Here is a 20,962-nt window from a genome sequence, read left to right as displayed (position 1 = left end):
GTTCGGATGACGACGTTTCTGATCACCGGCGGCGCGGGCTACATCGGCGCGCACGTGGTGCGCGCCCTGCTGGCGGCGGGGGAACGGCCCGTGGTGTACGACGATCTGTCCACCGGGGTACGGGCCCGGGTGCCCGAGGGGGTGCCGCTGGTGGAGGGCAGCACGCTGGACCGGGTGCTGCTGGATCAGACGATCGCCCGGTACGAGGTGGGCGGGGTGATCCACCTGGCGGCGAAGAAGCGGGTGGCGGAGTCGATGACGCAGCCGCTGCGCTACTACCGGGAGAACGTGCACGGGTTGCAGATCCTGCTGGAGGCGGTGCGCGGGGCGCGGATCGAGACGTTCGTCTTCTCCTCCTCGGCCTCGGTGTACGGGACCCCGGCCGACGGCGGCCCGGTGACCGAGGACACCGTGTGCGCGCCGATCAGCCCGTACGGCGAGACCAAGCTGATCGGCGAGTGGCTGGTGCGCGCGGCGGGGCGGGCGCACGGGATCTCCACGGCCTGTCTGCGGTACTTCAACGTGGCGGGCGCGGCCGCCCCGGAGCTGGCGGACACCTCGGTGGCCAATCTGATCCCGATGGTGTTCGAGCGGCTGGACGCCGGGCTGCCGCCGCTGATCTTCGGGGACGACTATCCGACCCCGGACGGCACCTGTGTACGGGATTACATTCATGTGGAGGATCTGGCGCAGGCCCATGTGGCGGCGGCGCGGGCGCTGGCGGAGCAGCCGTTCGCGGGCGATCTGACGCTGAACATCGGGCGCGGAGAGGGCGTCTCGGTCCGGGAGATGACCACCGAGATCGGCCGGCTGACCCATCACGAAGCGCTGATTCCGCAGGTGGCGGCGCGACGGGCGGGCGATCCGGCGCGGGTGGTGGCGCGGACGGACGCGGCGGCCAAACAGCTGGGGTGGTGTGCGCGGCGCGGGGTGCGGGAGATGATCACCTCGGCTTGGGCAGGCTGGCGGTTCACTCGGTAATTACGTAAATGTAGAGTCCGGGGTATGAGTGCGGAGCTGGAAGCGAGGGTCGCCGCCCTGGAGCGCCGGATCGCGGCCCTGGAGGGCGGGGGCGCCGGCTTCTGGGCCCTGGAGGGCCTGAAGAAGCAGCTGGCGCCGGACGGGCCCGGCGGGGTGCTGTTCACCGGGTCGGCCCGGCTGCCCACCGACGAGGCGTACGAGTGGCAGTACGGGCTGACCACCGAGGATCTGCTGGCGATCGACTGGGAGCAGGCGGCCGAGTCGTTCGCGGCGCTGGGGCACCCGGTACGGATGCGGCTGCTGCGCGAGATCGCGCACGGGCGGCGCACCGTCGCCGAACTGGCCGCCCTGGAAGGGCTGGGCACCACCGGCCAGATCTACCACCATCTGCGCCAGCTGACCGCGGCCGGCTGGCTGCACACCACGGGCCGGGGCCGCCACGAGATCCCGGCCACCCGCGTCATCCCCCTGCTGGTGGCCCTGGCCACCACCCGTTCACCGAGCTGAGAGCCCCGCATGAGCCTCTACCGCGTCTGCTTCTGGATATTCGCCGCCCTGGCCGTCCTGGAGGTCGTCCACGGCATCCCGGTGTTCCTGCCGTGGGGCTTCCTGCTGGTGGCGGTGGTCTCCCAGTACCTCAGCACCCGCGCGCCCCGCCACCACACCCCGCCGCCCGCCGTGGAGGTGGCGGCGCCGGTGAACGGACGCTGGCTGGCCCTCAACAGCCCGGCGGACAAGGTGCCCAGCCACGGGACGTACCAGTACGGGCAGAGCCACGCCATCGACATCGCCGCCGAGCCGGAGGACGGTTCGCGGCCCGCGTTCGGCTGGTGGCCGCTCTCCCGCCCGGCCCGCGCCTTCCCGGCGTTCGGCGCCCCGCTGCTGGCGGTGGCCGACGGCACGGTGGTCTCCGCCCGGGACACCCAGCGCGACCACCGCAGCCGCAACTCCTGGCCCGCGCTGCCCTATCTGCTGTTCGAGGGCCTGTTCCGCGAGCTGGTCAGCGCGCGCCGGGTCATCGGCAACCAGCTGGTCCTCGACCTGGGGAACGGCACGTACGCGCTGTACGCACACCTGAGGAAGGGCTCGCTGCGGGTGCGCGCGGGCGACCGCGTGACGGCCGGACAGCCCCTGGCGGAGTGCGGCAACACCGGCAACTCCTCCGAGCCGCACGTCCACTTCCAGCTGATGGACCACCCCGACCCCGCCAAGGCCCGGGGCATCCCCTTCACCTGGACCGGGGTGGGCGTCCCGGCGAACCTGGAGACCTTCACGCCCCCGGCCTCCGTACCAGCCGCTCCCGGCAAGCGGAAGTTGCCATGAGCGGGACGGCGTGGTGGGCTGGCCGGTATGGAGTTCACGGAGGTCCTGGCCGAGGTCGGCGCGCGGTTGCGGCGCGTGCGGCAGGAGCGGGGGGTGACGCTGGCGGCGCTGTCGGAGGTCACCGGCATCTCCACCAGCACCCTGTCCCGGCTGGAGTCGGGGCAGCGGCGGCCCTCGCTCGAACTGCTGCTGCCGCTGGCCAAGGCGTTCCAGGTGCCGCTGGACGAACTGGTCGGCGCCCCGCCGGTCGGTGACCCCCGGGTGCGGCTCGCCCCGCGCCGGATCCAGGGCGGGCGCACCGTGCTGCCGCTGAGCGGCCGGCCCGGCCCCCTTCAGGCGTACAAGATGATCATCCCGCCCGAGCCGGCGGGGCAGCCCGAGCCAGAACAGCGCACCCACGAGGGCTACGAGTGGCTGTACGTCCTCACCGGACGGCTGCGGCTGCTGCTCGCCGACCGGGACCTGGAGCTGGGCGAGGGCGAGGCCGCCGAATTCGACACCCGGCTGCCGCACTGGTTCGGCAGCGCCACCGCCCGCCCCGTGGAAGTGCTGAGCCTCTTCGGCCCCCAGGGCGAACGCATGCATGTGCGCGCCCGCCCCAAAGGCCGTTAGGCCGTGTCTTCCGGATCTTCGCGGGGCCGCGCCGCCGGCTACTGGGGGTACCTCCCGGCCGAAGGCCGGGGGAACCTCGCCGCGTTGTCGCATCTCGCGAGTACGACCCGGTACGAGCGAGATCCTCCGCCTTGCGATGCACCGCATCCGACGACGCGGCCTGATCCACGAAGATCCGGAAGACGCGGCCTAGCCGCGCTCACCCCGCCCCTGCCCGCCGGTGTCGAAGTCCAGCGAGCGCAGCCGCGCGTCCGGCCCCAGATGGACGACCGTCACCCGCCCGTCCGCCGTGACCGCCGCCGCCGGGTTGCCCACCGCCAGGTGCGGGTCCGTCACCCACGGGGCCGGCGACACCGCCACCGCCACCCGGCCCGCCTCGTCCCGCACCGCGATCAGCGCGCCGCCCGCCTCGGCCACCGGACCGCTGCCCACCCCGCCCGCCATCGACGTGACCCGCGGCTCCGCCCCCTCCACCCCGTCCACCACGGCGGTCTGCAGGACACCGGTGCCCGGCTGCCGGAAGTACAGCGTCACCCCGGCCCCCGCCCGCCGCGCCGTCAGCGGCCCGGTGACAGCGGGCAGTCCGGCGTCCACCGGCGCGCCGAACCCGCCGTCCGCCCGCTGCCGCCACAGCAGCACCTTGTCGTGCGTGGCGACCAGGATCCGGATCCGGCCGTCCCCGCCGGCCGCCGCCACCGGCCGGCTCCCGGCGTTCGCGCCGCCCAGATCCGTCCAGCCGCTCCACCGCCCCGTCGCCGGGTCGAGCGTGCGGGCGCTGAGGCCGTGCCCCGCGTTCCGTACCGCGACCACCACCCGCCCCGCCGCGTCCACGCCCACCACCGGCACCGACAGCTGCCAGCTCGCCTCGTGGTCCGTGCCGTTCGGCGCGCCCAGCGGCTCCCACTCCCCGAGGTCCACGGAGCGCACCACCTCCCGCCGGTATCCGGCGTCGCCCGGCGCGCCGCCGACCGTACGGGTGCCGTACACCGCCGGCCGCCCGTCCGGGTGGCGCACCACCACGACGCCGTCGTCGATCCCGGCGCCCGGCAGCAGTTCCGGCTCCGGCCAGTCCGTCTCCCCCGCCGCCCGCCGCCACACCGCCAGCCGTCCGCTGAGCACCGCGCAGGCCAGCATCCCGCCGTCGTCCAGCCGGTGCAGCCAGTCGGTGCCCATCTCGCGCGGGTCGCGCATGGCCGGGAGCCAGCGCGGATCGGGGGTGGCGCCCGTCTTGTAGTCGCCGCAGCCGTCCCGGTCGCCGCAGGTCACACCGACCCCGCCGTAGATGTGCAGGGTGCGGGCCTTGGCCTCGGCGGCGGCCGGGCTGAGCGTCGGCGGCAGGGTGCCGCCCCGGTAGCCGAGGTAGCTCTGCGCGCTGAAGTGCGCGGGGTCCTCGGCCGCGTACCGCTCCAGCGCCAGCTGGACGAACCGCGCCCCGTACATGTGGTCCTGGTGGTCGGAGTAGGCCGTCCTGCCGGGGCGCCGGTCCGGCGTGGGGTCCTGGAACCTGACGTGGGTGGGTGCGGTCACCCGCAGCAGCCCGGTGAGGGCGGCGGTCAGCTGGTCCGCGCTGACCGTGAAGTCCTCGCCGACCACGCTGCCGCGCGCCCGCAGCGACTCCAGCCGCCCGATCCGGCCGCGCCACAGCCCGGCCAGCGAGGCGGGCACCTCCTCGGACACCTTGCGGGCCTCGCGCAGCTGACACCAGATCAGCTGGAGCGAGGGGCGCGCCAGCAGCGTGTCGCACTGGACGGGGAAGCCGCCTGCGGTGGGCAGCACCACGGAGTTCCAGCGGCTGCCGTGGTCGCCGGTGGCCATGTGGGCGTACGCGGCGCGCAGTCCGTTCTGCCGGGCGCGGGCGAAACGGTCGTGTCCCTCGCTCGGGGAGGGCCGCCCCGGGCCGCCGTTGCCGTTGACGCCGTTGGACTCGCCGGAGGTGAGGATGACGGTGGTGAGCGCGGCGTCGGTGCCCAGCGTGCAGCTCACATCGGGGTTCATGAAGTACAGGTCGTCGTCCGGGTGCGCGATGATCTGCACGACCGTGGCGGGCCGCCCCGGGCCGGGGTCCGCGCCGTGCTCCGCTCCGTTCGCCAGGGGCCGCAGGGCCTCGGTGAGGGTGGCGGTGCCGATGACGGAGGCGATCCCGCCTCCGAGCAGCGCGCGGCGCGACAGGCTCATGGAACGGTTTCCTCGCGGGGACGGGGCAGCAGGATGCGCCGGGACACCAGATAGGTGAAGGGTACGGCGCCGGCGGCGGCGAGCAGCGGGGCGATGGTGCTGTTCAGCCCGGCGCCGCTGACCAGCAGATACAGGCCGGCGCTCTGCGCGAGGTAGTTGGTGAGCTGGGTCAGCGGGAAGAACGCGAACTTCCGCCAGCTGGGGCGGGTGCGGTAGGTGAAGTAGGTGTTGAGGAAGAACGAGCCGACCATGCTGGCGAGGTAGGCGAGGGTGAAGGCGGAGAAGTACGGCAGCCAGCGGTGCAGCGGGAGGTAGCAGAGGTAGAAGGTGCCGGTGTTGACGACACCGATGAGGGCGAACCGGCCGAACTGCGCGAGCCGGTCCGCCGCGGGCCACCTCACGGCTCCCGCTCCTCGGCCGGCACCGCCGCGGGCCCGGCCCCCCGCCCCGGGCCGGTGTCCGGGGCGGCCCGGATCTCTCCGGTCTCCTTCACCAGATAGTGCGGCCGGCGCTTCGTCTCGTAGTAGATGCGCCCGATGTACTCGCCGATCAGCCCGAGCATCAGCATCTGGAGCCCGCCGAGCCCGGCGATGATGGCCACCAGGGTGACGTACCCGGGCACCGAGACGCCGCCGGTCAGCGCCGTGACGACGACCCAGGCGGCGTACGCCCCGGCCAGCGCCGCCAGCGCGAGGCCGGTGTGGATGGCCAGCCGCAGCGGCCGGTTGTTGAACGAGATCAGCCCGTCCATGCCGTAGTCGAGCAGCGAGCGGAACCGCCACTTGCTGCCCCCGCCGCCCTCCCGTTCCGCGTCCCGGCAGTCGAAGGTGACGGTGTCGAAGCCGATCCAGGAGAACAGTCCCTTGGAGAAGCGGTTGCTCTCCGGCAGCGCGAGCAGCGCGTCCACCGCCGCCCGCGACAGCAGCCGGAAGTCGCCCACCCCACTGGTCAGCGGCACGTCCACCCACCGGTTGACGGCCCGGTAGTACAGCCGGGAGAGCAGCCCGCGCACCGCCTTGTCGCAGGAGCGGTCACGTTTGGCCACCACCTGGTCGTGGCCCCGGCGGTGGAGTTCGAGCATGTGCCCGATCAGCTCGGGGCGGTGCTGGAGGTCGGCGTCCATCAGGACCACCGCGTCCCCGCGGGCGGCACGCAGACCGGCGAGCATCGCCGCCTCCTTGCCGAAGTTGCGGCTGAAGGAGAGGTACCGGGTGTTCGCCGGGTGCTCGACGCGCAGCGCGCGCAGCCGGGGGAGGGTGTTGTCGGCGCTGCCGTCGTCCACGTAGCACAGCTCGTAGCCGACACCGAGACGATCCAGACTGGCGCGCAACTGCTGGTCGAAGCGGTCGATGACGGCCTCTTCGTTGTAGCAGGGGACGACGACGGACAGCCTCATGCGGCAGGTCTCCTTCTCGGATGTCCCACAGGTCCGGCACAACGCGCGGGGTCCTTGCTGCCGTGGACGGCCCGGCGTGGCTCAGTATGGTGCAATGAACCTATTTGATCCCCTTTACGACATGCAGAGGAGGGCGTACGGGTGACCCCGCGCACCGCCGCAACGCGCCGCCGCCCGGCCCTCGCGGTGGCCGCCGCAGCCGGCGCGCTGCTCGTCGTGAGCGCCGCCCTCGGACGGTACGTACGCCCCACCTCCGACGACTGGTGCGCCGCCTGGAAAACCCGGGAACTCGGCATCCACGGCATCACCTGGGACTTCTACACCACCCAGAACGGCCGGGTGGCCAACGCCTTCCTCAACGGCGTCACCTACACCGCAGGGCTCCTCGGCCCCCAACTGCTGCCCGCCCTCCTGCTGCTCGCCCTCACCACCGGACTCGTCGTCCTCGGCCGCACCCTGGCCGTCCGCACCGGCCGCGAGGCACCGCTGCCCGCCCTCGTCGCCGCCGCCCTCGTCCTGCCCGCCCTGCTGGTGTACGCCTCGCCGCTGCCGTACCAGACCCTGCTGTGGGCGCCCGCCACCATCTCCCACACCCTGCCCGCCGTCATCGGCCTCTGGCTCGTCAACGGGGCCCTGTGGGCCCAGCGGCGCGGCCGGCGCGCCCGCCGCACCGCCATCGCCTGCGCCCTGGCCGCCGGGGTCTTCCTCGGCACCCTCAGCGAAGCGTTCAGCGCCGCCGCCGGGACCCTCGCCGCGCTCGCCGCGCTCGCCGCCCTCCCCCGCCGCCGCACCCGGGACGGCCGGTACGTCCTCGCCTGGTGCACCGCCGGCTGCCTCGGCCTGGCCGCCGGACTCGCCCTGCTGTACACCTCGCCCGGCGCCCGCGCCCGCCGCCGCGTCCACCCGCCGCCCGGCGACCCGTTCTCCACCACCGAACTCACCGCCACCGTCCGCGACTGGCTCCGGGTGTGGGAGTGGATCGCCGGCGCGGCCGGCTCCTGGGTGTGGCTCGGCGCCGCCACCGCCGGCCTGCTGCTCGGCCTGGCCCTGCGCACCGCACCACTGGCGCTGCCCCCGCTCACCGCCCCCGACCCGCCGCCCGCCGCCACCGCGGCCGGCGCCGTCACCCACGGGCCCGGCGCCGACGCCGGCCGGGTCACGCTCCCCGGCCGGCTCGCCCTCGCCGCCCCGGCCGCCGCCGTCGCCCTCGCCTCCCTCGCCGTCGTCGCCGCCCTGCGCCTCGGCTACGGCCCGAGCGGCTGGACGTACTACCGCACCTGGAACAGCTTCCTGGTCCCCCTGCTGCTCGCCCTCTGCCTCTACGGCCTGCTCGCCGGCCAGGCACTCGCCACCCGGCTGCGCCGCCCCCGTACCCGCACCGTGGCCGCGCTGCTCACCACCGCCGCCACCCTCGCCGCACTCGCCGGGCTCCTCCCCGAGGTACGGGCGCTCGCCACCGAGACCCGCGCCCGCGCCGCCGCCTGGGACGCCCAGGACACCCGCATCCGCGCCGAGGCCGCCGCCGGTGCCACCACCGTCGGCTACCAGCCCCTCCACATCGCCGGGCTCACCGAGCCCTTCATGGCCAAGAACGCGACCGGCGACTGGGCCGCACGCTGCGTCGCCGGCTTCTACCACGTGGACCGCATCGAACCCCTCACCCCCCACCGAGGAGGCGGAACCCCATGACCGACACACCGCTGACGCCCGACGTCACGGTCGTCGTCATCGCCTACAACGACGCCCGCCGGCTGCCCCGCGCCGTGCACTCCGTACTGCGCCAGACCCTCAACAACCTGGAGGTGATCATCGCCGACGACTGCTCCACCGACGACACCCCCGCCGTCGCCGCCGAACTCGCCGCCACCGACCCCCGGGTCCGCGTCATCCGGCTCCCCGAGAACAGCGGCGGCTGCAGCGCCCCGCGCAACGCCGGCATCGACGCCGCCCGCGCCCCGTACCTGATGTTCCTCGACAGCGACGACGAACTCCCCCGGCACGCCTGCAAATCCCTGCTGCTCACCGCCGAGAGCACCGGCGCCGACTTCGTCACCGGCGAGGTCACCCGCGTCCACGAGGACACCGGCGGCACCGGCCTGTGGTACCCCGAACTCTTCGACAGCGACATCCGCGTGGTGGACGGCATCGGCGAGGCCCCCGAGTACTTCACCGACCACCTCTCCACCAACAAGCTCTACCGCGCCGCGTTCATCGCCCGCCACCGGCTCCGCTTCCCGGCCGGCATGCACTACGAGGACCAGCTGTTCACCGCCAAGGCCTTCACCCTCGCCGACCGCTTCGCCGTCGTGCCCTGGCCCGTCTACACCTGGTACCTCGCCCACGACCCCGGCCAGCTCTCCATCTCCTCCAGCCGCCACAAGATGGCCAACGTCCGCGACCGGGTGCACGCCGCCCGGCTCATCGACACCTTCCTCACCGAGAGCGGCAACATCGCGCTCCGCCCCGCCAAGGACGCCAAGTTCCTCCGCCACGACCTGCGGCTCTACCTCGGCGACCTGCCGTTCCGCGACGACGACTGGATCCGCGAGTTCACCGGCGTCGTCGGCCCCTACCTGGAGAACGGCATCACCGACGAGGCCCGCACCGGCCTCCCCCGCGAACAGCGCGTGTGCCAGTACCTCCTCACCGCCGGACGCGTCGAGGACGCCCGCACCGCCGCCCGTTCCCTCGGCCGCCCGCTCCTCGCCCCGCGCGCCGTCGTCCGCGACGGGGACCGCACCTACTGGGGCGACCACCTGCCCGACGACCCCGCCGCCCTCACCGAACTCGACATCACCGAGTGGCGCATGGAGTCCCAGCCCTTCACCTCCCGCCCCATCCGGCACGAACTCACCCGCGTCGACACCGACGGCCCCCGGCTCCGCCTCGGCCTGCGCACCTACGACCCGGCCCGGCTGCTGGCCGACCCCGACGGCGTCACCGCCGCCCTGTGGCTGGCCGCCGCCGGCGAACCCCTGCGCGTCCCCTTCGGCTACGTCCCCGCGGGACCCGACCGCTACGAGGCCGACATCGAAGTGGACCTGCGCAAGGTGCCGCTCGCCGCCAAGGGCTTCAAAGGCCGCCGCCACCCGGTGATCGCCCTGGAACGCCTCGGCCTGCGCCGCACCGACATCCTGCTCGCCCCCACCGGCCTGCCCGCCCGCCGCACCCGGCTCGCCGGCCACGCCATCACCGTCGCCCCCGAGGAACGCGGCGCCGGACGGCTCGAACTCACCTGGGCCCGCTCCGGACTCCTCGCCGGCGCCGAAGCCGTCGCCCCCCGCCTCGGCCCCGTCCGCGCGAAAACCGCCCGCCTCGGCCGCCGGCTCTCCGGCCCGCGCCTCAAAGCCCTCACCTACCAGGAACTCAAACGCCTCCCCCGCGACCGCGACCTCGTCGTCTTCGAAGCCCTCGAAGGGCGCGGCTACGCCGACAGCCCCCGCTACATCTACGAGGAACTCGTCCGGCGCGGCCTGCCCCTCAACGCCGTATGGGCCTACGCCGGCGACCCGGCCGGCTTCCCGCCCGGCGTCCCCCTGGTACGGCGCGGCAGCTGGGAGTACGTCCGCACCCTGGCCCGCGCCCGCTACTGGGTCGACTCGCACGGCTTCCCCACCGCGTACGGCAAACCGCGCGGCACCCGCTACCTCCAGACCTGGCACGGCCAGGCGTTCAAACACATGGGCTTCGACATCCCGGACCTGCGGTTCGGCCCCCCGGAACGCCAGCAGCAGCACCGGGACGCCATCGCCCGCTGGGACCTGCTCATCGCCCCCAGCGAGGAGTTCGAACGCACCTTCGTCCGCGCCAACGGCTACACCGGCGAACTCCTGCGCTGCGGCCTGCCGCGCAACGACGTCCTGGTGCGCTGGCGCGAGGTCGAGGCCAGGGACCGGGCCCAGGCCGCCCGGGTGCGGCTCCAGATCCCGGACGGGCACAAGGTCCTGCTGTACGCGCCGACCTTCCGCGACGGGGCGCGCGGCACCGGCGACTCGATCCGCGTGGACCTGCAACGGCTCGCCACCGGCATCGGCCGCGACTGGACGGTCGTGGTGCGCCCGCACTACTACGAACGGTTCGAGGTACCGCGCGAGGTCGCCCCGGTCGTCCGCGACGGACGCGGCTTCCCCGACATCAACGACCTGCTGCTCGCCTCCGACGCGCTGCTGACGGACTACTCGTCCCTGATGTTCGACTACGCCAACCTGGGCCGGCCGATCCTGCTGTTCGCCGACGACTACGAGCACTACCGCAACAGCGCGCGCGGCACCTACTACGACCTGCACGAGATCGCCCCGGGACCGGTCCTGACCGAGACCGGCGAGGTCATCGAGGCGATCAGCGACCTGGACCGGGTGCAGAAGGAGCACGCCGACCGGTACGCCGCCTTCCAGCAGCGGTTCACCACCTACGAGACCGGCGGCGCCAGCTGGGCCGTAGTGGAACGCTTCTTCGAGGGGATGCTCTGAGATGAAACACCGCAACGTCTTCCTCGTCGGCATCGACGTCGACTCCATGGGCGGCTCCCAGCGCGTCCTGCACACCCTCGCCCAGGGCTTCGCCGGGCGCGGACACCGCGTCGAACTCGTCGGCATCCGGCCGAGCCCCGAACCGCACACCTACGTCGCCGACCCCGGCTACCGGCACACCACCCTCTACCCCGAACCCTCCCCGCGCCCCTGGCGGCCCGCCACCTTCGCCGAACGGCTCAACCCCTCCCGCATCAGGGAACAGCGCGCCCGCGCCGAACACCGCGAGGCGGCGGTCGAGAAACTGAACGCCCGCTTCGCGGACGTCCCCCACGGCTACGTGATCATCGGCTCCCCGTGGGCCGCCGACTGGCTGCGCGCGGTACGCCGGCCCCACCTGAAGGGCGTCGGCCAGTACCACGAGTCGTACGAACAGGCCCGCGCCTCCGCCAACCTGCGGCTGATCCTGCGCCACTACCCGGAACTGGAGAAGGCGGTCTTCCTGAGCGAGGGCGACGCCGCCCTCTTCCGCCGCGACCGGCTGCCCAACGCCGCGACCATCCCCAACCCGCTGCCGTTCAGCCCCGGCCCGGCCGCCCGGCTCGACACCCGCCGCATCGGGGCGGTGGGCCGGCTGGAGCCGGTCAAACGCCTCGACCGGCTGATCGACGCGTTCGCGGACACCGGTGAGAAGGACTGGGAACTGCACCTGTTCGGCGACGGCCCGCTCCGGGGCACCCTGGAGGACCACGCGCGCACACGCGGCGTCGCCGAACGGGTCCACTTCCGGGGCAGCGTCGGGGACATGGCGGCGGCCTACCGCGAACTGTCCCTGCTCGCCCTCACCAGCGACCGCGAAGGCCGCCCGATGGCAGTCGCCGAAGCGGCGGCATGCGGGGTCCCCACGGTGAGCTTCGACCTGTCGGCCGGCGTCAGAGAACTGATCAGGGACGGCCACACCGGCACCCTGGTCCCCCCGGGCAACACCGACGCCTTCGCCCAGGCCCTCACCGCCCTGATGCGCGACACCCCCCGCCGCCACCACTACGGCGCGGCAGCCCGCACCCACGTCGCGGGCCTGGACCTGCCACGCATCCTGGACCGCTGGGAAGACCTCTTCGAAGAAATCGACCGCTGACACCGGACGCCCCGGCCCGGCACTTGCCGGGCCGGGGACCGGCGGAACTAGTACTGCGTCACTGTCTGGCCCTCCGGAACCCGGTAACAGGCTGACCGCACCATGACGTAGAGCATCGACTCGGTGGAGAGATCGGTCTCCGGGTCGAGATTGCGCCCGTCCAGGAAGCTGATCTCCGCCGTGTACTGCTCGGGCTCCAGTCCGGCCAGCAGTTCGAGGGTGCCGGCCGGACTGTTGTTCGGACCGTACTTGGCCACTTCCCAGCCACGGCCCGGAAGGCCGTCGCGCAAGTCGGCCATGGCGCGTTCGAGCTCGCTTTCGGGCACCTCTTTGACCGACCAGGTGTGCCGGACGAAGAAGTACTCGCCCCGTTCCCTGTCCGCGCACGTCACCACACCGGGCCCTGGTTCGCTGACCGTTCCGCGCAGTCCGGTGAGGTCGAGAAGGTCGCTGGAGATCGTCTTCACCTCGGAGCGGACGTCTTCGACTTCTCTGGTCCCGGCCGCCTCCGTTCCATGGAAACCCACGACATCGCTTCTGCCGCATCCGACGGAGAGGCATACCACGGATATGGCTGCCACCATGGAGATACTCCGGGCCAACAGTGCACCCCACACTCCTGCCATGCTCCGCACGGCATTCCTGCCCATCAGAATACCCGATCCACCACTTTGTCCAGCCTTCCGCAGATATTAGTCGGCAGAGGTTTCCCGAGACTCAGTAGGAACCGCTGGGGCTTTCCCCCTCGGGCGTACTCAGGCAAGGAGAAACAACGGCGAAAACCAGACGGGAGTCTTCGTCCGTCTTCCCCGGAAGCGTGACATTGACGGCATACTCCACTTCTGTATTCTCGAACAGAATTTCCGGCGTCCGATTCGCGTTGTTCAGCTCGCCATCACTGATGATCTCCCACCCTTCCCGAGGCAGCTCGTGACGAAGCCTGTCCATACCTTGCCGCAATTCAGCCCGAGAAATATTCGAAATAGACCAGTAGTGGTAAACCGTGTACAGACGCTCTCGTTTCGGATCGGCCTCGCATACGGAAATCCCTGGACCAGGCTCGGACACTTCACCACGGAGTCCGGTGAGATCCAGGATCGCACTGGAAATTTCTTTCGTATCGGTACGAGCCTGACTCACGGACTTCGTGGTGGGGGTATAGTCCAGTTCGCGTTTCACTTGTTCACCCATAACCTGACACCCCAACACCGCCACCAAGGAAAGAGTTACCCCCAGTATGGCTGCCCGGCGTCGGGCACCTTCCCCGGCTTCCCTCATCCCCTGACCGCCTCATCATAATCCCCAACTACAATTCTTGCCTGGTTCATGAGGCTTACCGACCTCTCGTCCCAATACCCTCCGTGGTCCGTTGAGTCCGTAGCCAGCACCCCCGCACCGAATTCATCCGCCGATGGCACAATCGGCTTGGGAAAGGGGCTGACATATGGAATTCCGAGCGGACCTTGGTGAATGGGGGACCAATCCATACCGCCGTGGAACGGAGCACCGCCCAGTGGCACTTGATCGTTGAGCATTCCGGAGGCCATCGACCATACGTGCTCTGTTCCGATGCCCAAATCACTCGCATGGCTCACCGTCATCCCGGGACTGCCGACAGCGATGACGTCGTCTGCAGCCAGCGGCCCCTGCTGGGACGCCACGCCCACGACAGTACTGCCATAGCTGTGAGCGATCACCGTGGTGTGACTGGCATCGGCTCCACCCTGTGCGGTCTCGATCCCTCGGGCGAAGTCGTTGAACAACGGCGCACCATCGTCAGCGAACACTCGGAGTGTTGCGTCCTTGGTGACATGCTGCGGGGCGTCGTAGCCAATCCAGGTAATGGTAGAAACATCGCTGTCTGTCATCGATTCCGTCGCCCGCCACACGCGAGTCATCCGCTCGATGTCAGTGTCGGCATCTCCCAGTCGGGATGTGGTCCCCGGAACATAGATTGCCGTATGGTCAGCAGTGTCCGGATTCCCGTTGGCGATGATGGCGTGGCCAAGACCGTCGGTGTCGAAACCGAGAAGATATGCCTCGGGCAGACCTTCTTGGCCCGTCTCGGCGAAGCGGCTGTTGATAGCCTCCACTCCGTCCAACTGCCCTTCGAGAAGTTTCCGTCGTTCGTCCCACTCCGTCCATTCTCCGGTCACGCCATGCCCGGACACCGACACCCCCTCCTTTTGACTGTTGTAGGTGACTGGTCCGTACTTCTCCGGCTCCGCCCGCAGCAGCGTGTCCAACTCCTCGCGCAGCCGCGCCTCCTCCAGTTGCAGGACCGCGCGGTTCGCCGTGTCGCGAGTGGCGGAGGGGAGGCCGTCCAGGGCGCCGATTTCGGCGGGGTACAGCGAGACGTACGCCGCCTGTTCGTCCGCCGACAGGCTGTCCCACCATTGGCGGTTCTCCTGCGGGGTCGCCCCGGCGGGGATGTCGGACGCGTCCGCCAGGCCCCGGATCGAGGTGGCGGCCGCGTCCAGGTCGCCCTGGGCGTCCCTCCACATGGCGTCCGTGAGGACGATCCCCCGGTCGCAGATCAACTCGCTCAGGGTGCGCGCGTAGCGGGTGTCGATGTCCGCCGCTGTCCGGAGTGCTCCGCCGATGGTGTTGGCCAGGTGCTGGGCCGCCTCCCGGTGGCCGGGGAAGACCAGGGAGAGGCCGTCCAGGGCCCGGTCCAGCAGGCCGTCCGAGCGGGTGACCGTCCCGGCTTCCTGGCGGACGCTGCCGTCCTCCGCGCGTGTTTCGGGGTAGCTCACCGCTCCGGAGTCGTCCACCTGGTAGCCGAGGGCCGCCGCCTCGTCCAGGGCCGTCCGCAACCGGGCTTTCACCTCGGACAGTTCCTCCGCGAGACCGAGCAGCGCGGCATGCACCAGACCGGTTCGCAGCCTCGTGTACTCGCAGTTGTCCGCGATCAGCTGGAGCCGGCCCTCGGCGGCCGTCGCCGTCTCCCCCTTCAGCTCATCGCGCAGCGGCCCCAGCATCTGCCGGTCCACGTGCGCCCGCCCGTTCTCTCCCCACTCGACGACCGTCCGCCAGTCTGCGGCCTGCGCCGTCAGGACATCCGTCCGCAGGTCCCGCAGCTGGGCCACAGTCATCATCGGCCGCCGTCCCCGGTCAGCAACTCGGCGGCCCAGTCCGGGGTCGCCCGCTGGATCTCGGCGCGCGCCCGCGCCTCCGTCTCGGCGAAGCCGCCGGCCGCCGCGGTGAAGCCCTCATCCAGCCGGACGCACTCCTCCGCCACGTCGCCGAGCCGGTCCCGCCAGGCGCTCAGCACCGACCGCAGCGCCACCTCCGACTCCAGCGCGGCTCCCGTCTCCTCGCCGTCCCCCTGGAGGGCGGGAAGCACCACCCGCGTCAGCTGATCGGCCAGCACGCGGGATTCGGTGGCCAGCAGCCTCAGTGCGCCGGGGTCGACCTCCAGGTCGAACATCCCGGCGTGCGCGGCGTCGGCCGGCCCCGGCCCCTCGTCCCACCCGTTCAGTCTGGTCCGCACAGCCCATCCCCTCCCACGCCGGACAGTCCCCATCCACCGGAAGGGATCGTAGCGGCACGAAGGCGGCCGGCGCCTGAGTACGGGTACTCAGGTGCCGGCCGCCTCGCTCGCCGTCCGGTGCGGTGGTTCCGGTCAGCGGTTGCTGCGCAGCAGCGTCCGCATCGTCCGCATCGCCACCGACAGATTCGCCAGATCGAAGGAGTCGGAGGACTGGATCTCGCGGAGCGTGGCCCGCGCCCGGGTGAGGATCGCCGCGTGGCGGCCGGCCCAGGCCGCGTACAGTTCCTCCGGCCCGGCCTCGGCCTCGCCGGCCGCGAGGACGTCGGCCGTGATCAGCTGGTGGGCCGCGTACAGGTCCTCGCGGATCGCCGTGCGCGCCATCGACTGCCAGCGGTCGGCCCGCGGCAGTTCGCTGATGCGGCCCTGGAGCTGGGAGATGCCCAGCTGGTCGCTGAGGTGGTAGTACACCTCGGCCACGTCGAACAGTTCACGGCCGCTGCGGTCGGCGACCGCCACGATGTCCAGCGCGGAGAACGCCGCTGAGAACCCGGCGACCTGCTGGGCGAGGTCCGCCGGGACACCGTTGTCCACCAGCTCGTCGAACATCTTGCCGTGCCATTCCAGGTCCTGGCCGCGCAGCAGCTTCGGCAGCTCGGCCCACACCTGCCCGACCCGGTCCTCGAACAGGTCGATGGTGTCGGCGAGCTGGAGCGGCTGCGGCCGGTTGTTGAGCAGCCAGCGCGCGCCGCGCTCCACGAGCCGCCGCGAGTGCAGCCGCAGCCGGGTGACGACGTCGGCGGCGACCTGGTTGTCGAGGCGTTCGGCCGCGTCCCAGATGGCGTTGAGCCCGAAGATCGCCCGCGACGCGGTGTGCGCGCGGATGATCTCCTCGGTGGAGGCGCCGCTCTCCTCGCCCATCCGCTGGACGAACGAGCTGCCGCCGGTGTTGACGGTGTCGTTGACCAGCAGGGTGGTGATGATCTCGCGGCGCAGCGTGTGGCCCTCGATGCGCTCGGGGAACCGTTCCCGCAGCGCGGTCGGGAAGTACTGCGCGAGCAGCCGCTTCACGTACGGGTCGTCCGGCAGGTCGCTGCCGATGAGATCGGCGGTGACCGAGAGCTTGGCGTAGGCCAGCAGGACGGACAGTTCGGGCTGGGTCAGGCCCTTGCCGGCCGCGCGCCGCTCCCAGATCTCCTCGTCGTCGGGCAGGAATTCCAGGGCCCGGTCCAGCCGCCCGTCGGCCGTCAGCTTGCGCATGAGCCGCTGGTGGGCGAGGAGCAGCCCGGGGGCGTTGGCCTCGCTGTTGGAGAGGGCGACGTTCTGCGCGTAGTTGTTGCGCAGGACCAGTTCGGCGACCTCGTCGGTCATCGCGGCCAGCAGGGTGTTGCGCTGCTTGATCGTCAGGTCGCCGCCGGCGACCAGCGAGTTGAGCAGGATCTTGATGTTGACCTCGTGGTCGGAGGTGTCCACGCCGGCGCTGTTGTCGATGGCGTCGGTGTTGCAGCGGCCGCCGGACTGGGCGTACTCGATCCGGCCGCGCTGGGTGAGGCCCAGGTTGCCGCCCTCGCCGATGACGCGGGCGCGGACGTCCCGGCCGTCGATGCGGATGGCGTCGTTGGCCTTGTCGCCGACGTCGGCGTGCGTCTCGGCGGAGGACTTGACGTACGTGCCGATGCCGCCGTTCCACAGCAGGTCGACCGGCGCCTTGAGGATGGCCTTCATCAGCTCGGCCGGGGTCATCGACACGATGCCGGGGCTGATGCCGAGGGCCGTGCGCACCTGCGGGGTGATGGCGATGGACTTGGCCGAACGGGGGTGGATCCCGCCGCCCTTGGCGAGCAGGTCGGTGTTGTAGTCGGCCCACGAGGAGCGCGGCAGGTCGAACAGCCGCTGCCGTTCCGCGTAGCCGGTCGCCGCGTCCGGGTCGGGGTCGAGGAAGATGTGCCGGTGGTCGAAGGCGGCCACCAGCCGGATGTGCCGCGACAGCAGCATGCCGTTGCCGAACACGTCGCCGGACATGTCGCCGATCCCGGCGACGGTGAAGTCCTGGCTCTGGGTGTCGTGGCCCAGCTGCCGGAAGTGCCGCTTGACGGACTCCCAGGCGCCGCGCGCGGTGATGCCCATGCCCTTGTGGTCGTAGCCTGCCGAGCCGCCGGAGGCGAACGCGTCGCCGAGCCAGAAGCCGTAGGACTGCGCGACCTCGTTGGCGATGTCGGAGAAGGTGGCGGTTCCCTTGTCGGCCGCGACCACCAGGTAGGTGTCGTCGCCGTCGTGGCGGCCCCCCGGGCGCGGCGGGGGGGCCGAGGCGGCCCCCACCTTGTGGGTGTTGTAGATGAGGCCGCTGATGAACGTCTTGTAGCAGGCGATGCCTTCCGCCAGCCAGGCGTCCCGGTCCTCGGCCGGGCTGGGCAGCTGCTTGCCGACGAAGCCGCCCTTGGCGCCGACCGGCACGATCACCGTGTTCTTGACCTCCTGCGCCTTCACCAGGCCCAGGATCTCGGTGCGGAAGTCCTCCTTGCGGTCGGACCAGCGCAGCCCGCCGCGCGCCACCTTCCCGAACCGCAGGTGGACGCCCTCGACCCGGGGCGAGTAGACCCAGATCTCGTAGGCGGGGCGCGGCTGCGGCAGGTCGGGGATGGCCTGCGGGTCGAGCTTGAGGGAGAGGTACGGGTGCGGGTTGCCCTCGTCGTCCAGCTGGAAGTAGTTGCAGCGCAGCGTGGCCTTGATGACGGTGAGGAACGCCCGCAGGATGCGGTCCTCATCCAGGTTGACGACCTGTTCCAGCGCGCCGTCCAGTTCCTCCAGCAGGCCGTCGGTCAGCTCGCGTCCGGCGCTGATGCGCTGCGGGGAGAGCCGGGCCTCGAACAGCGAGACGAGCAGCCGGGTGGTGTGGACGTTGCGGCGGAGGGTGGCCTCCATGGTCTCGCGGGCGAAGCGGGCGCCGGCCTGCCACAGGTAGCGGGAGTAGGCGCGCAGCACCATGGCCTGCCGCCAGGTCAGTCCTGCGGAGATGACGAGCGCGTTGATGCCGTCGTTCTCGGTGCGTCCGGTCCAGGCGGCGGCGAACGCCTCCTGGACGCGTTCGCGCGCGTCGCCGCCGAGCAGCGGGGCCAGCGGTTCGGGGATGCGCAGCCCGAAGTCGTAGATCCAGGCGGTGGCGCCGTCGGTGGGCCGCAGTTCGTAGGGCCGCTCGTCGACGACCTCGACGCCGAGGTGCTGGAGCACGGGGAGGACGGCGGAGAGCGAGACGGGCTCGCCGCGCCGGTAGATCTTGAAGCGGCGTTCGCCGGTGGCGGCGCCGACCGGCTCGTACAGGTTGAGGGCGAAGTCGGCGCCGGGCTCGCCGGGCCGCAGCCCGAGGACGTACTGGAGGTCGGCGACGGCGGCGCGCGGCGGGAAGTCCGCCTTGTAGCCCTCGGGGAAGGCGTTGGCGTAGCGGCGGCCCAGTTCGGCCGCCTGCTCCTCGCCGCACTCGGCGAGCAGCGCGTCGGTGAAGCCGTCGCTCCAGGACCGCGACGCCTCGGCCAGCCGGGCCTCGATGCGGTCGACGTCCGCCTCGGTCAGCTCGGGCAGTTCGGTGCCGGGTTCGACGCGGATGACGAAGTGCAGCCGGGAGAGCACCGATTCGGTGTTCCAGGCGGTGAAGTCGACGGAGGAGCCGCCCAGTTCCTCGGTGAGGATGTCGATGAGGCGGATCCGTACGGAGGTGGTGTACCGGTCGCGCGGCAGGTAGACGAGCGCCGAGTAGTACCGGCCGTACTCGTCCTGGCGCAGGAACAGCCGCAGCCGGCGGCGTTCCTGGAGGTGCAGTACGGCGGTGGCGATGGAGCGCAGCGTCTCCACGCCGGTCTGGAACAGTTCGTCGCGCGGGTAGGTCTCCAGGATCTGGAGCAGGTCGCGTCCGCTGTGCGAGTCGGGCGCGAAGCCGGCGGCCGACAGCACCTCGGAGACCTTGCGGCGGATGACGGGCACCCGGCGCACGGACTCGGTGTAGGCGGCGGAGGAGAACAGGCCGAGGAAGCGCCGTTCGCCGATGACCCGGCCGTCCGCGTCGAACTTCTTGACCCCGATGTAGTCGAGGTAGGAGGGGCGGTGGACGGTGGCGCGGCTGTTGGCCTTGGTGAGGATGAGCAGCTTGGGCTCGCGGGCCTTGGCGCGCGCGGAGGGCGAGAGCCGGGCGAAGGCGGGCGAGGCGGAGGGGTTCAGCGGCTCGGGGTAGGCGGGGTGGCCGTCGGGGTAGTGCTGCGGGTCGGAGCGCAGGATGCCCAGGCCGCTGCCGGGGACGGCGCGCAGTTCGTCGTGCTCGGCGCCGTCGTGCCGGGTGAGTTCGTATTCGCGGTAGCCGAGGAAGGTGAAGTGGTCGGCGGCCAGCCAGCGCAGCAGTTCGCGGGCCTCCTCCACCTCCTGGGTGCGCAGTTCGTCGGACCCGGGCTCGGTGGGCAGTTCGTCGGCGATGCGCAGCGCGGCGCCGCGCATCTTCTGCCAGTCCTCGACGGCCTCGCGCACGTCGCTGAGGATGCGGCGCAGGTCGGTCTCGATGCGGGTGAGGTCGTCGCGGTCGGTCTCGCGGTCGATCTCGACGTGGATCCAGGACTCGGTGACGGCGTCGTCGGGGAGTTCGGCCGGGTCGTAGGTGGTGGCGGTGGGGCCGAACGGGTCGCGGCCGGCGTCGAGGACCTCCAGCAGCCGGCCGGTGACGTCGCGGCGCACGATCACCTGCGGGTGGATCACGATGTGGATGCCGCGTTCCTGGCGGGACAGTTCGTTGGTGACCGAGTCCACCAGGAACGGCATGTCGTCGGTGACGACTTCGACCACCGTGTGGCTGCAGGTCCAGCCCATCTCGTCGACCGTGGGGGTGTACACCCGCACATTGGCCGTGCCCTGCGGGCGGGTGGCGGCGAGCCGGAGATGGGCGCGGGCGGCGCCGTAGAGGTCGACGGGCTCGCGTCCGCTGACGTCCTCGGGCGAGATGTACTGGTAGTACCGCTGGAGGTAGGCCGAGAAGGCCGCGGCGTCCATGCCGGCCGGGCCCTGCTCCCCCACCCCTACCTCGGCGGCCTGTGCCAGCCGCGCGGCTTTGGCTTCATCCAGCTTGGTGTGCATGTCCTCAGGCTCCTGTCGCGCGCCGTTGCGTGACGTCGGGAAACGGTCACCGGGCAGCGCTCGGTCTCACGTGACGGATGCTCCCGGCAGAACGGATCAGTGGCGGACCTCGCCCCGTGAACCGGGACCCGAGGGGAGGCGGCACCGCCCCCTGCCGATATCGCACTGATCACGTAAGCAAGGCTATCGCTCCCGATGGGACGAGCGGATGAGAACGGTGTGAACAAAGTCGCAGTACAGGGCCGGGGGGGGGGGGGGGGGGCGGGCCC

At 71.7% G+C, this 20,962-nt stretch carries 15 protein-coding genes; 7 read left to right on the top strand and 8 right to left on the bottom strand.

What is annotated here, in order from left to right; translation table 11 throughout:
- The first annotated feature begins 6 nt into the window (after positions 1-6).
- From galE to ACFV5N_RS06815, 4 genes are read left to right on the top strand one after another with little or no spacing between them, the layout of a single operon-like run.
- The gene (gene galE, locus ACFV5N_RS06830) at positions 7-981 is read left to right on the top strand and encodes a UDP-glucose 4-epimerase GalE (protein ID WP_385595058.1); all 975 of its coding nucleotides are present in this window, start codon (positions 7-9) and stop codon (positions 979-981) included.
- Between the two features lie 24 nt (positions 982-1,005).
- Entirely contained in the window at positions 1,006-1,488 is a 483-nt protein-coding gene (locus tag ACFV5N_RS06825; RefSeq protein WP_385595055.1) for an ArsR/SmtB family transcription factor, read from the top strand.
- A gap of 9 nt (positions 1,489-1,497) precedes the next feature.
- A complete protein-coding gene (locus ACFV5N_RS06820; RefSeq protein ID WP_385595052.1) occupies positions 1,498-2,304 on the top strand; it encodes a M23 family metallopeptidase in 807 nt (268 codons plus the stop codon).
- 27 nt (positions 2,305-2,331) lie between these two features.
- Positions 2,332-2,916 carry a helix-turn-helix domain-containing protein gene (locus tag ACFV5N_RS06815; RefSeq protein ID WP_385595049.1) on the top strand — a complete coding sequence of 195 codons (585 nt, stop codon included), beginning with the start codon at positions 2,332-2,334 and terminating at the stop codon, positions 2,914-2,916.
- Positions 2,917-3,105: 189 nt separating this feature from the next.
- Here the strand turns inward: ACFV5N_RS06815 and ACFV5N_RS06810 are convergent, their stop codons facing one another.
- From ACFV5N_RS06810 to ACFV5N_RS06800, 3 genes are read right to left on the bottom strand one after another with little or no spacing between them, the layout of a single operon-like run.
- A complete protein-coding gene (locus ACFV5N_RS06810; protein WP_385595046.1) occupies positions 3,106-5,091 on the bottom strand; it encodes a PIG-L family deacetylase in 1,986 nt (661 codons plus the stop codon).
- Positions 5,088-5,492: a GtrA family protein gene (locus tag ACFV5N_RS06805; RefSeq protein WP_385595043.1), complete on the bottom strand. Its 405-nt coding sequence runs from the start codon at positions 5,490-5,492 to the stop codon at positions 5,088-5,090. The genes ACFV5N_RS06810 and ACFV5N_RS06805 overlap by 4 nt, the downstream gene beginning before the upstream one ends.
- A complete protein-coding gene (locus tag ACFV5N_RS06800) occupies positions 5,489-6,487 on the bottom strand; it encodes a glycosyltransferase family 2 protein (RefSeq protein WP_385595040.1) in 999 nt (332 codons plus the stop codon). The genes ACFV5N_RS06805 and ACFV5N_RS06800 overlap by 4 nt, the downstream gene beginning before the upstream one ends.
- A gap of 141 nt (positions 6,488-6,628) precedes the next feature.
- Between ACFV5N_RS06800 and ACFV5N_RS06795 the strand changes: the two genes are divergently transcribed.
- The 3 genes from ACFV5N_RS06795 to ACFV5N_RS06785 are packed head-to-tail and all read left to right on the top strand — an operon-like array spanning position 6,629 to position 12,094.
- A complete protein-coding gene (locus ACFV5N_RS06795; RefSeq protein ID WP_385595037.1) occupies positions 6,629-8,176 on the top strand; it encodes a DUF6056 family protein in 1,548 nt (515 codons plus the stop codon).
- Complete coding sequence (locus ACFV5N_RS06790; RefSeq protein WP_385595033.1) at positions 8,173-10,956, top strand: CDP-glycerol glycerophosphotransferase family protein; 2,784 nt, start codon at positions 8,173-8,175, stop codon at positions 10,954-10,956. Before ACFV5N_RS06795 ends, ACFV5N_RS06790 begins: the two co-directional genes overlap by 4 nt.
- A gap of 1 nt (position 10,957) precedes the next feature.
- Entirely contained in the window at positions 10,958-12,094 is a 1,137-nt protein-coding gene (locus tag ACFV5N_RS06785) for a glycosyltransferase (RefSeq protein WP_385595030.1), read from the top strand.
- Between the two features lie 47 nt (positions 12,095-12,141).
- On the opposite strand, the gene ACFV5N_RS06780 is transcribed toward ACFV5N_RS06785, so the two are convergent.
- The 5 genes from ACFV5N_RS06780 to ACFV5N_RS06760 all read right to left on the bottom strand — a co-directional run bounded on the left by ACFV5N_RS06780 (position 12,142) and on the right by ACFV5N_RS06760 (position 20,693).
- Entirely contained in the window at positions 12,142-12,621 is a 480-nt protein-coding gene (locus ACFV5N_RS06780) for a hypothetical protein (RefSeq protein ID WP_385595027.1), read from the bottom strand.
- A gap of 190 nt (positions 12,622-12,811) precedes the next feature.
- Positions 12,812-13,273: a hypothetical protein gene (locus ACFV5N_RS06775; protein WP_385595024.1), complete on the bottom strand. Its 462-nt coding sequence runs from the start codon at positions 13,271-13,273 to the stop codon at positions 12,812-12,814.
- A gap of 95 nt (positions 13,274-13,368) precedes the next feature.
- On the bottom strand, positions 13,369-15,192 hold the full coding sequence (locus ACFV5N_RS06770; protein ID WP_385595021.1) for an alpha/beta hydrolase: 1,824 nt from the start codon (positions 15,190-15,192) through the stop codon (positions 13,369-13,371).
- On the bottom strand, positions 15,189-15,587 hold the full coding sequence (locus tag ACFV5N_RS06765) for a hypothetical protein (RefSeq protein ID WP_385595019.1): 399 nt from the start codon (positions 15,585-15,587) through the stop codon (positions 15,189-15,191). The genes ACFV5N_RS06770 and ACFV5N_RS06765 overlap by 4 nt, the downstream gene beginning before the upstream one ends.
- 132 nt (positions 15,588-15,719) lie before the next feature.
- Positions 15,720-20,693, bottom strand: coding sequence for an NAD-glutamate dehydrogenase (locus ACFV5N_RS06760; RefSeq protein ID WP_385595016.1), 4,974 nt, complete (start codon positions 20,691-20,693; stop codon positions 15,720-15,722).
- Between the last annotated feature and the right edge of the window lie 269 nt (positions 20,694-20,962).

The sequence above is a fragment of the Streptomyces sp. NPDC059853 genome (assembly GCF_042731495.1).
Classification (GTDB): domain Bacteria; phylum Actinomycetota; class Actinomycetes; order Streptomycetales; family Streptomycetaceae; genus Streptomyces.
This window is presented reverse-complemented; position numbering and strand designations above follow the sequence as displayed.

Excerpts from the sequence above, each read along its gene's own strand:
- galE (WP_385595058.1), top strand. The coding sequence starts at position 7 with ATGACGACGTTTCTGATCACCGGCGGCGCGGGCTACATCGGCGCGCAC.
- ACFV5N_RS06825 (WP_385595055.1), top strand. The coding sequence starts at position 1,006 with ATGAGTGCGGAGCTGGAAGCGAGGGTCGCCGCCCTGGAGCGCCGGATC.
- ACFV5N_RS06820 (WP_385595052.1), top strand. The coding sequence starts at position 1,498 with ATGAGCCTCTACCGCGTCTGCTTCTGGATATTCGCCGCCCTGGCCGTC.
- ACFV5N_RS06815 (WP_385595049.1), top strand. The coding sequence starts at position 2,332 with ATGGAGTTCACGGAGGTCCTGGCCGAGGTCGGCGCGCGGTTGCGGCGC.
- ACFV5N_RS06810 (WP_385595046.1), bottom strand. The coding sequence starts at position 5,091 with ATGAGCCTGTCGCGCCGCGCGCTGCTCGGAGGCGGGATCGCCTCCGTC.
- ACFV5N_RS06800 (WP_385595040.1), bottom strand. The coding sequence starts at position 6,487 with ATGAGGCTGTCCGTCGTCGTCCCCTGCTACAACGAAGAGGCCGTCATC.
- ACFV5N_RS06790 (WP_385595033.1), top strand. The coding sequence starts at position 8,173 with ATGACCGACACACCGCTGACGCCCGACGTCACGGTCGTCGTCATCGCC.
- ACFV5N_RS06785 (WP_385595030.1), top strand. The coding sequence starts at position 10,958 with ATGAAACACCGCAACGTCTTCCTCGTCGGCATCGACGTCGACTCCATG.
- ACFV5N_RS06770 (WP_385595021.1), bottom strand. The coding sequence starts at position 15,192 with ATGATGACTGTGGCCCAGCTGCGGGACCTGCGGACGGATGTCCTGACG.
- ACFV5N_RS06760 (WP_385595016.1), bottom strand. The coding sequence starts at position 20,693 with ATGCACACCAAGCTGGATGAAGCCAAAGCCGCGCGGCTGGCACAGGCC.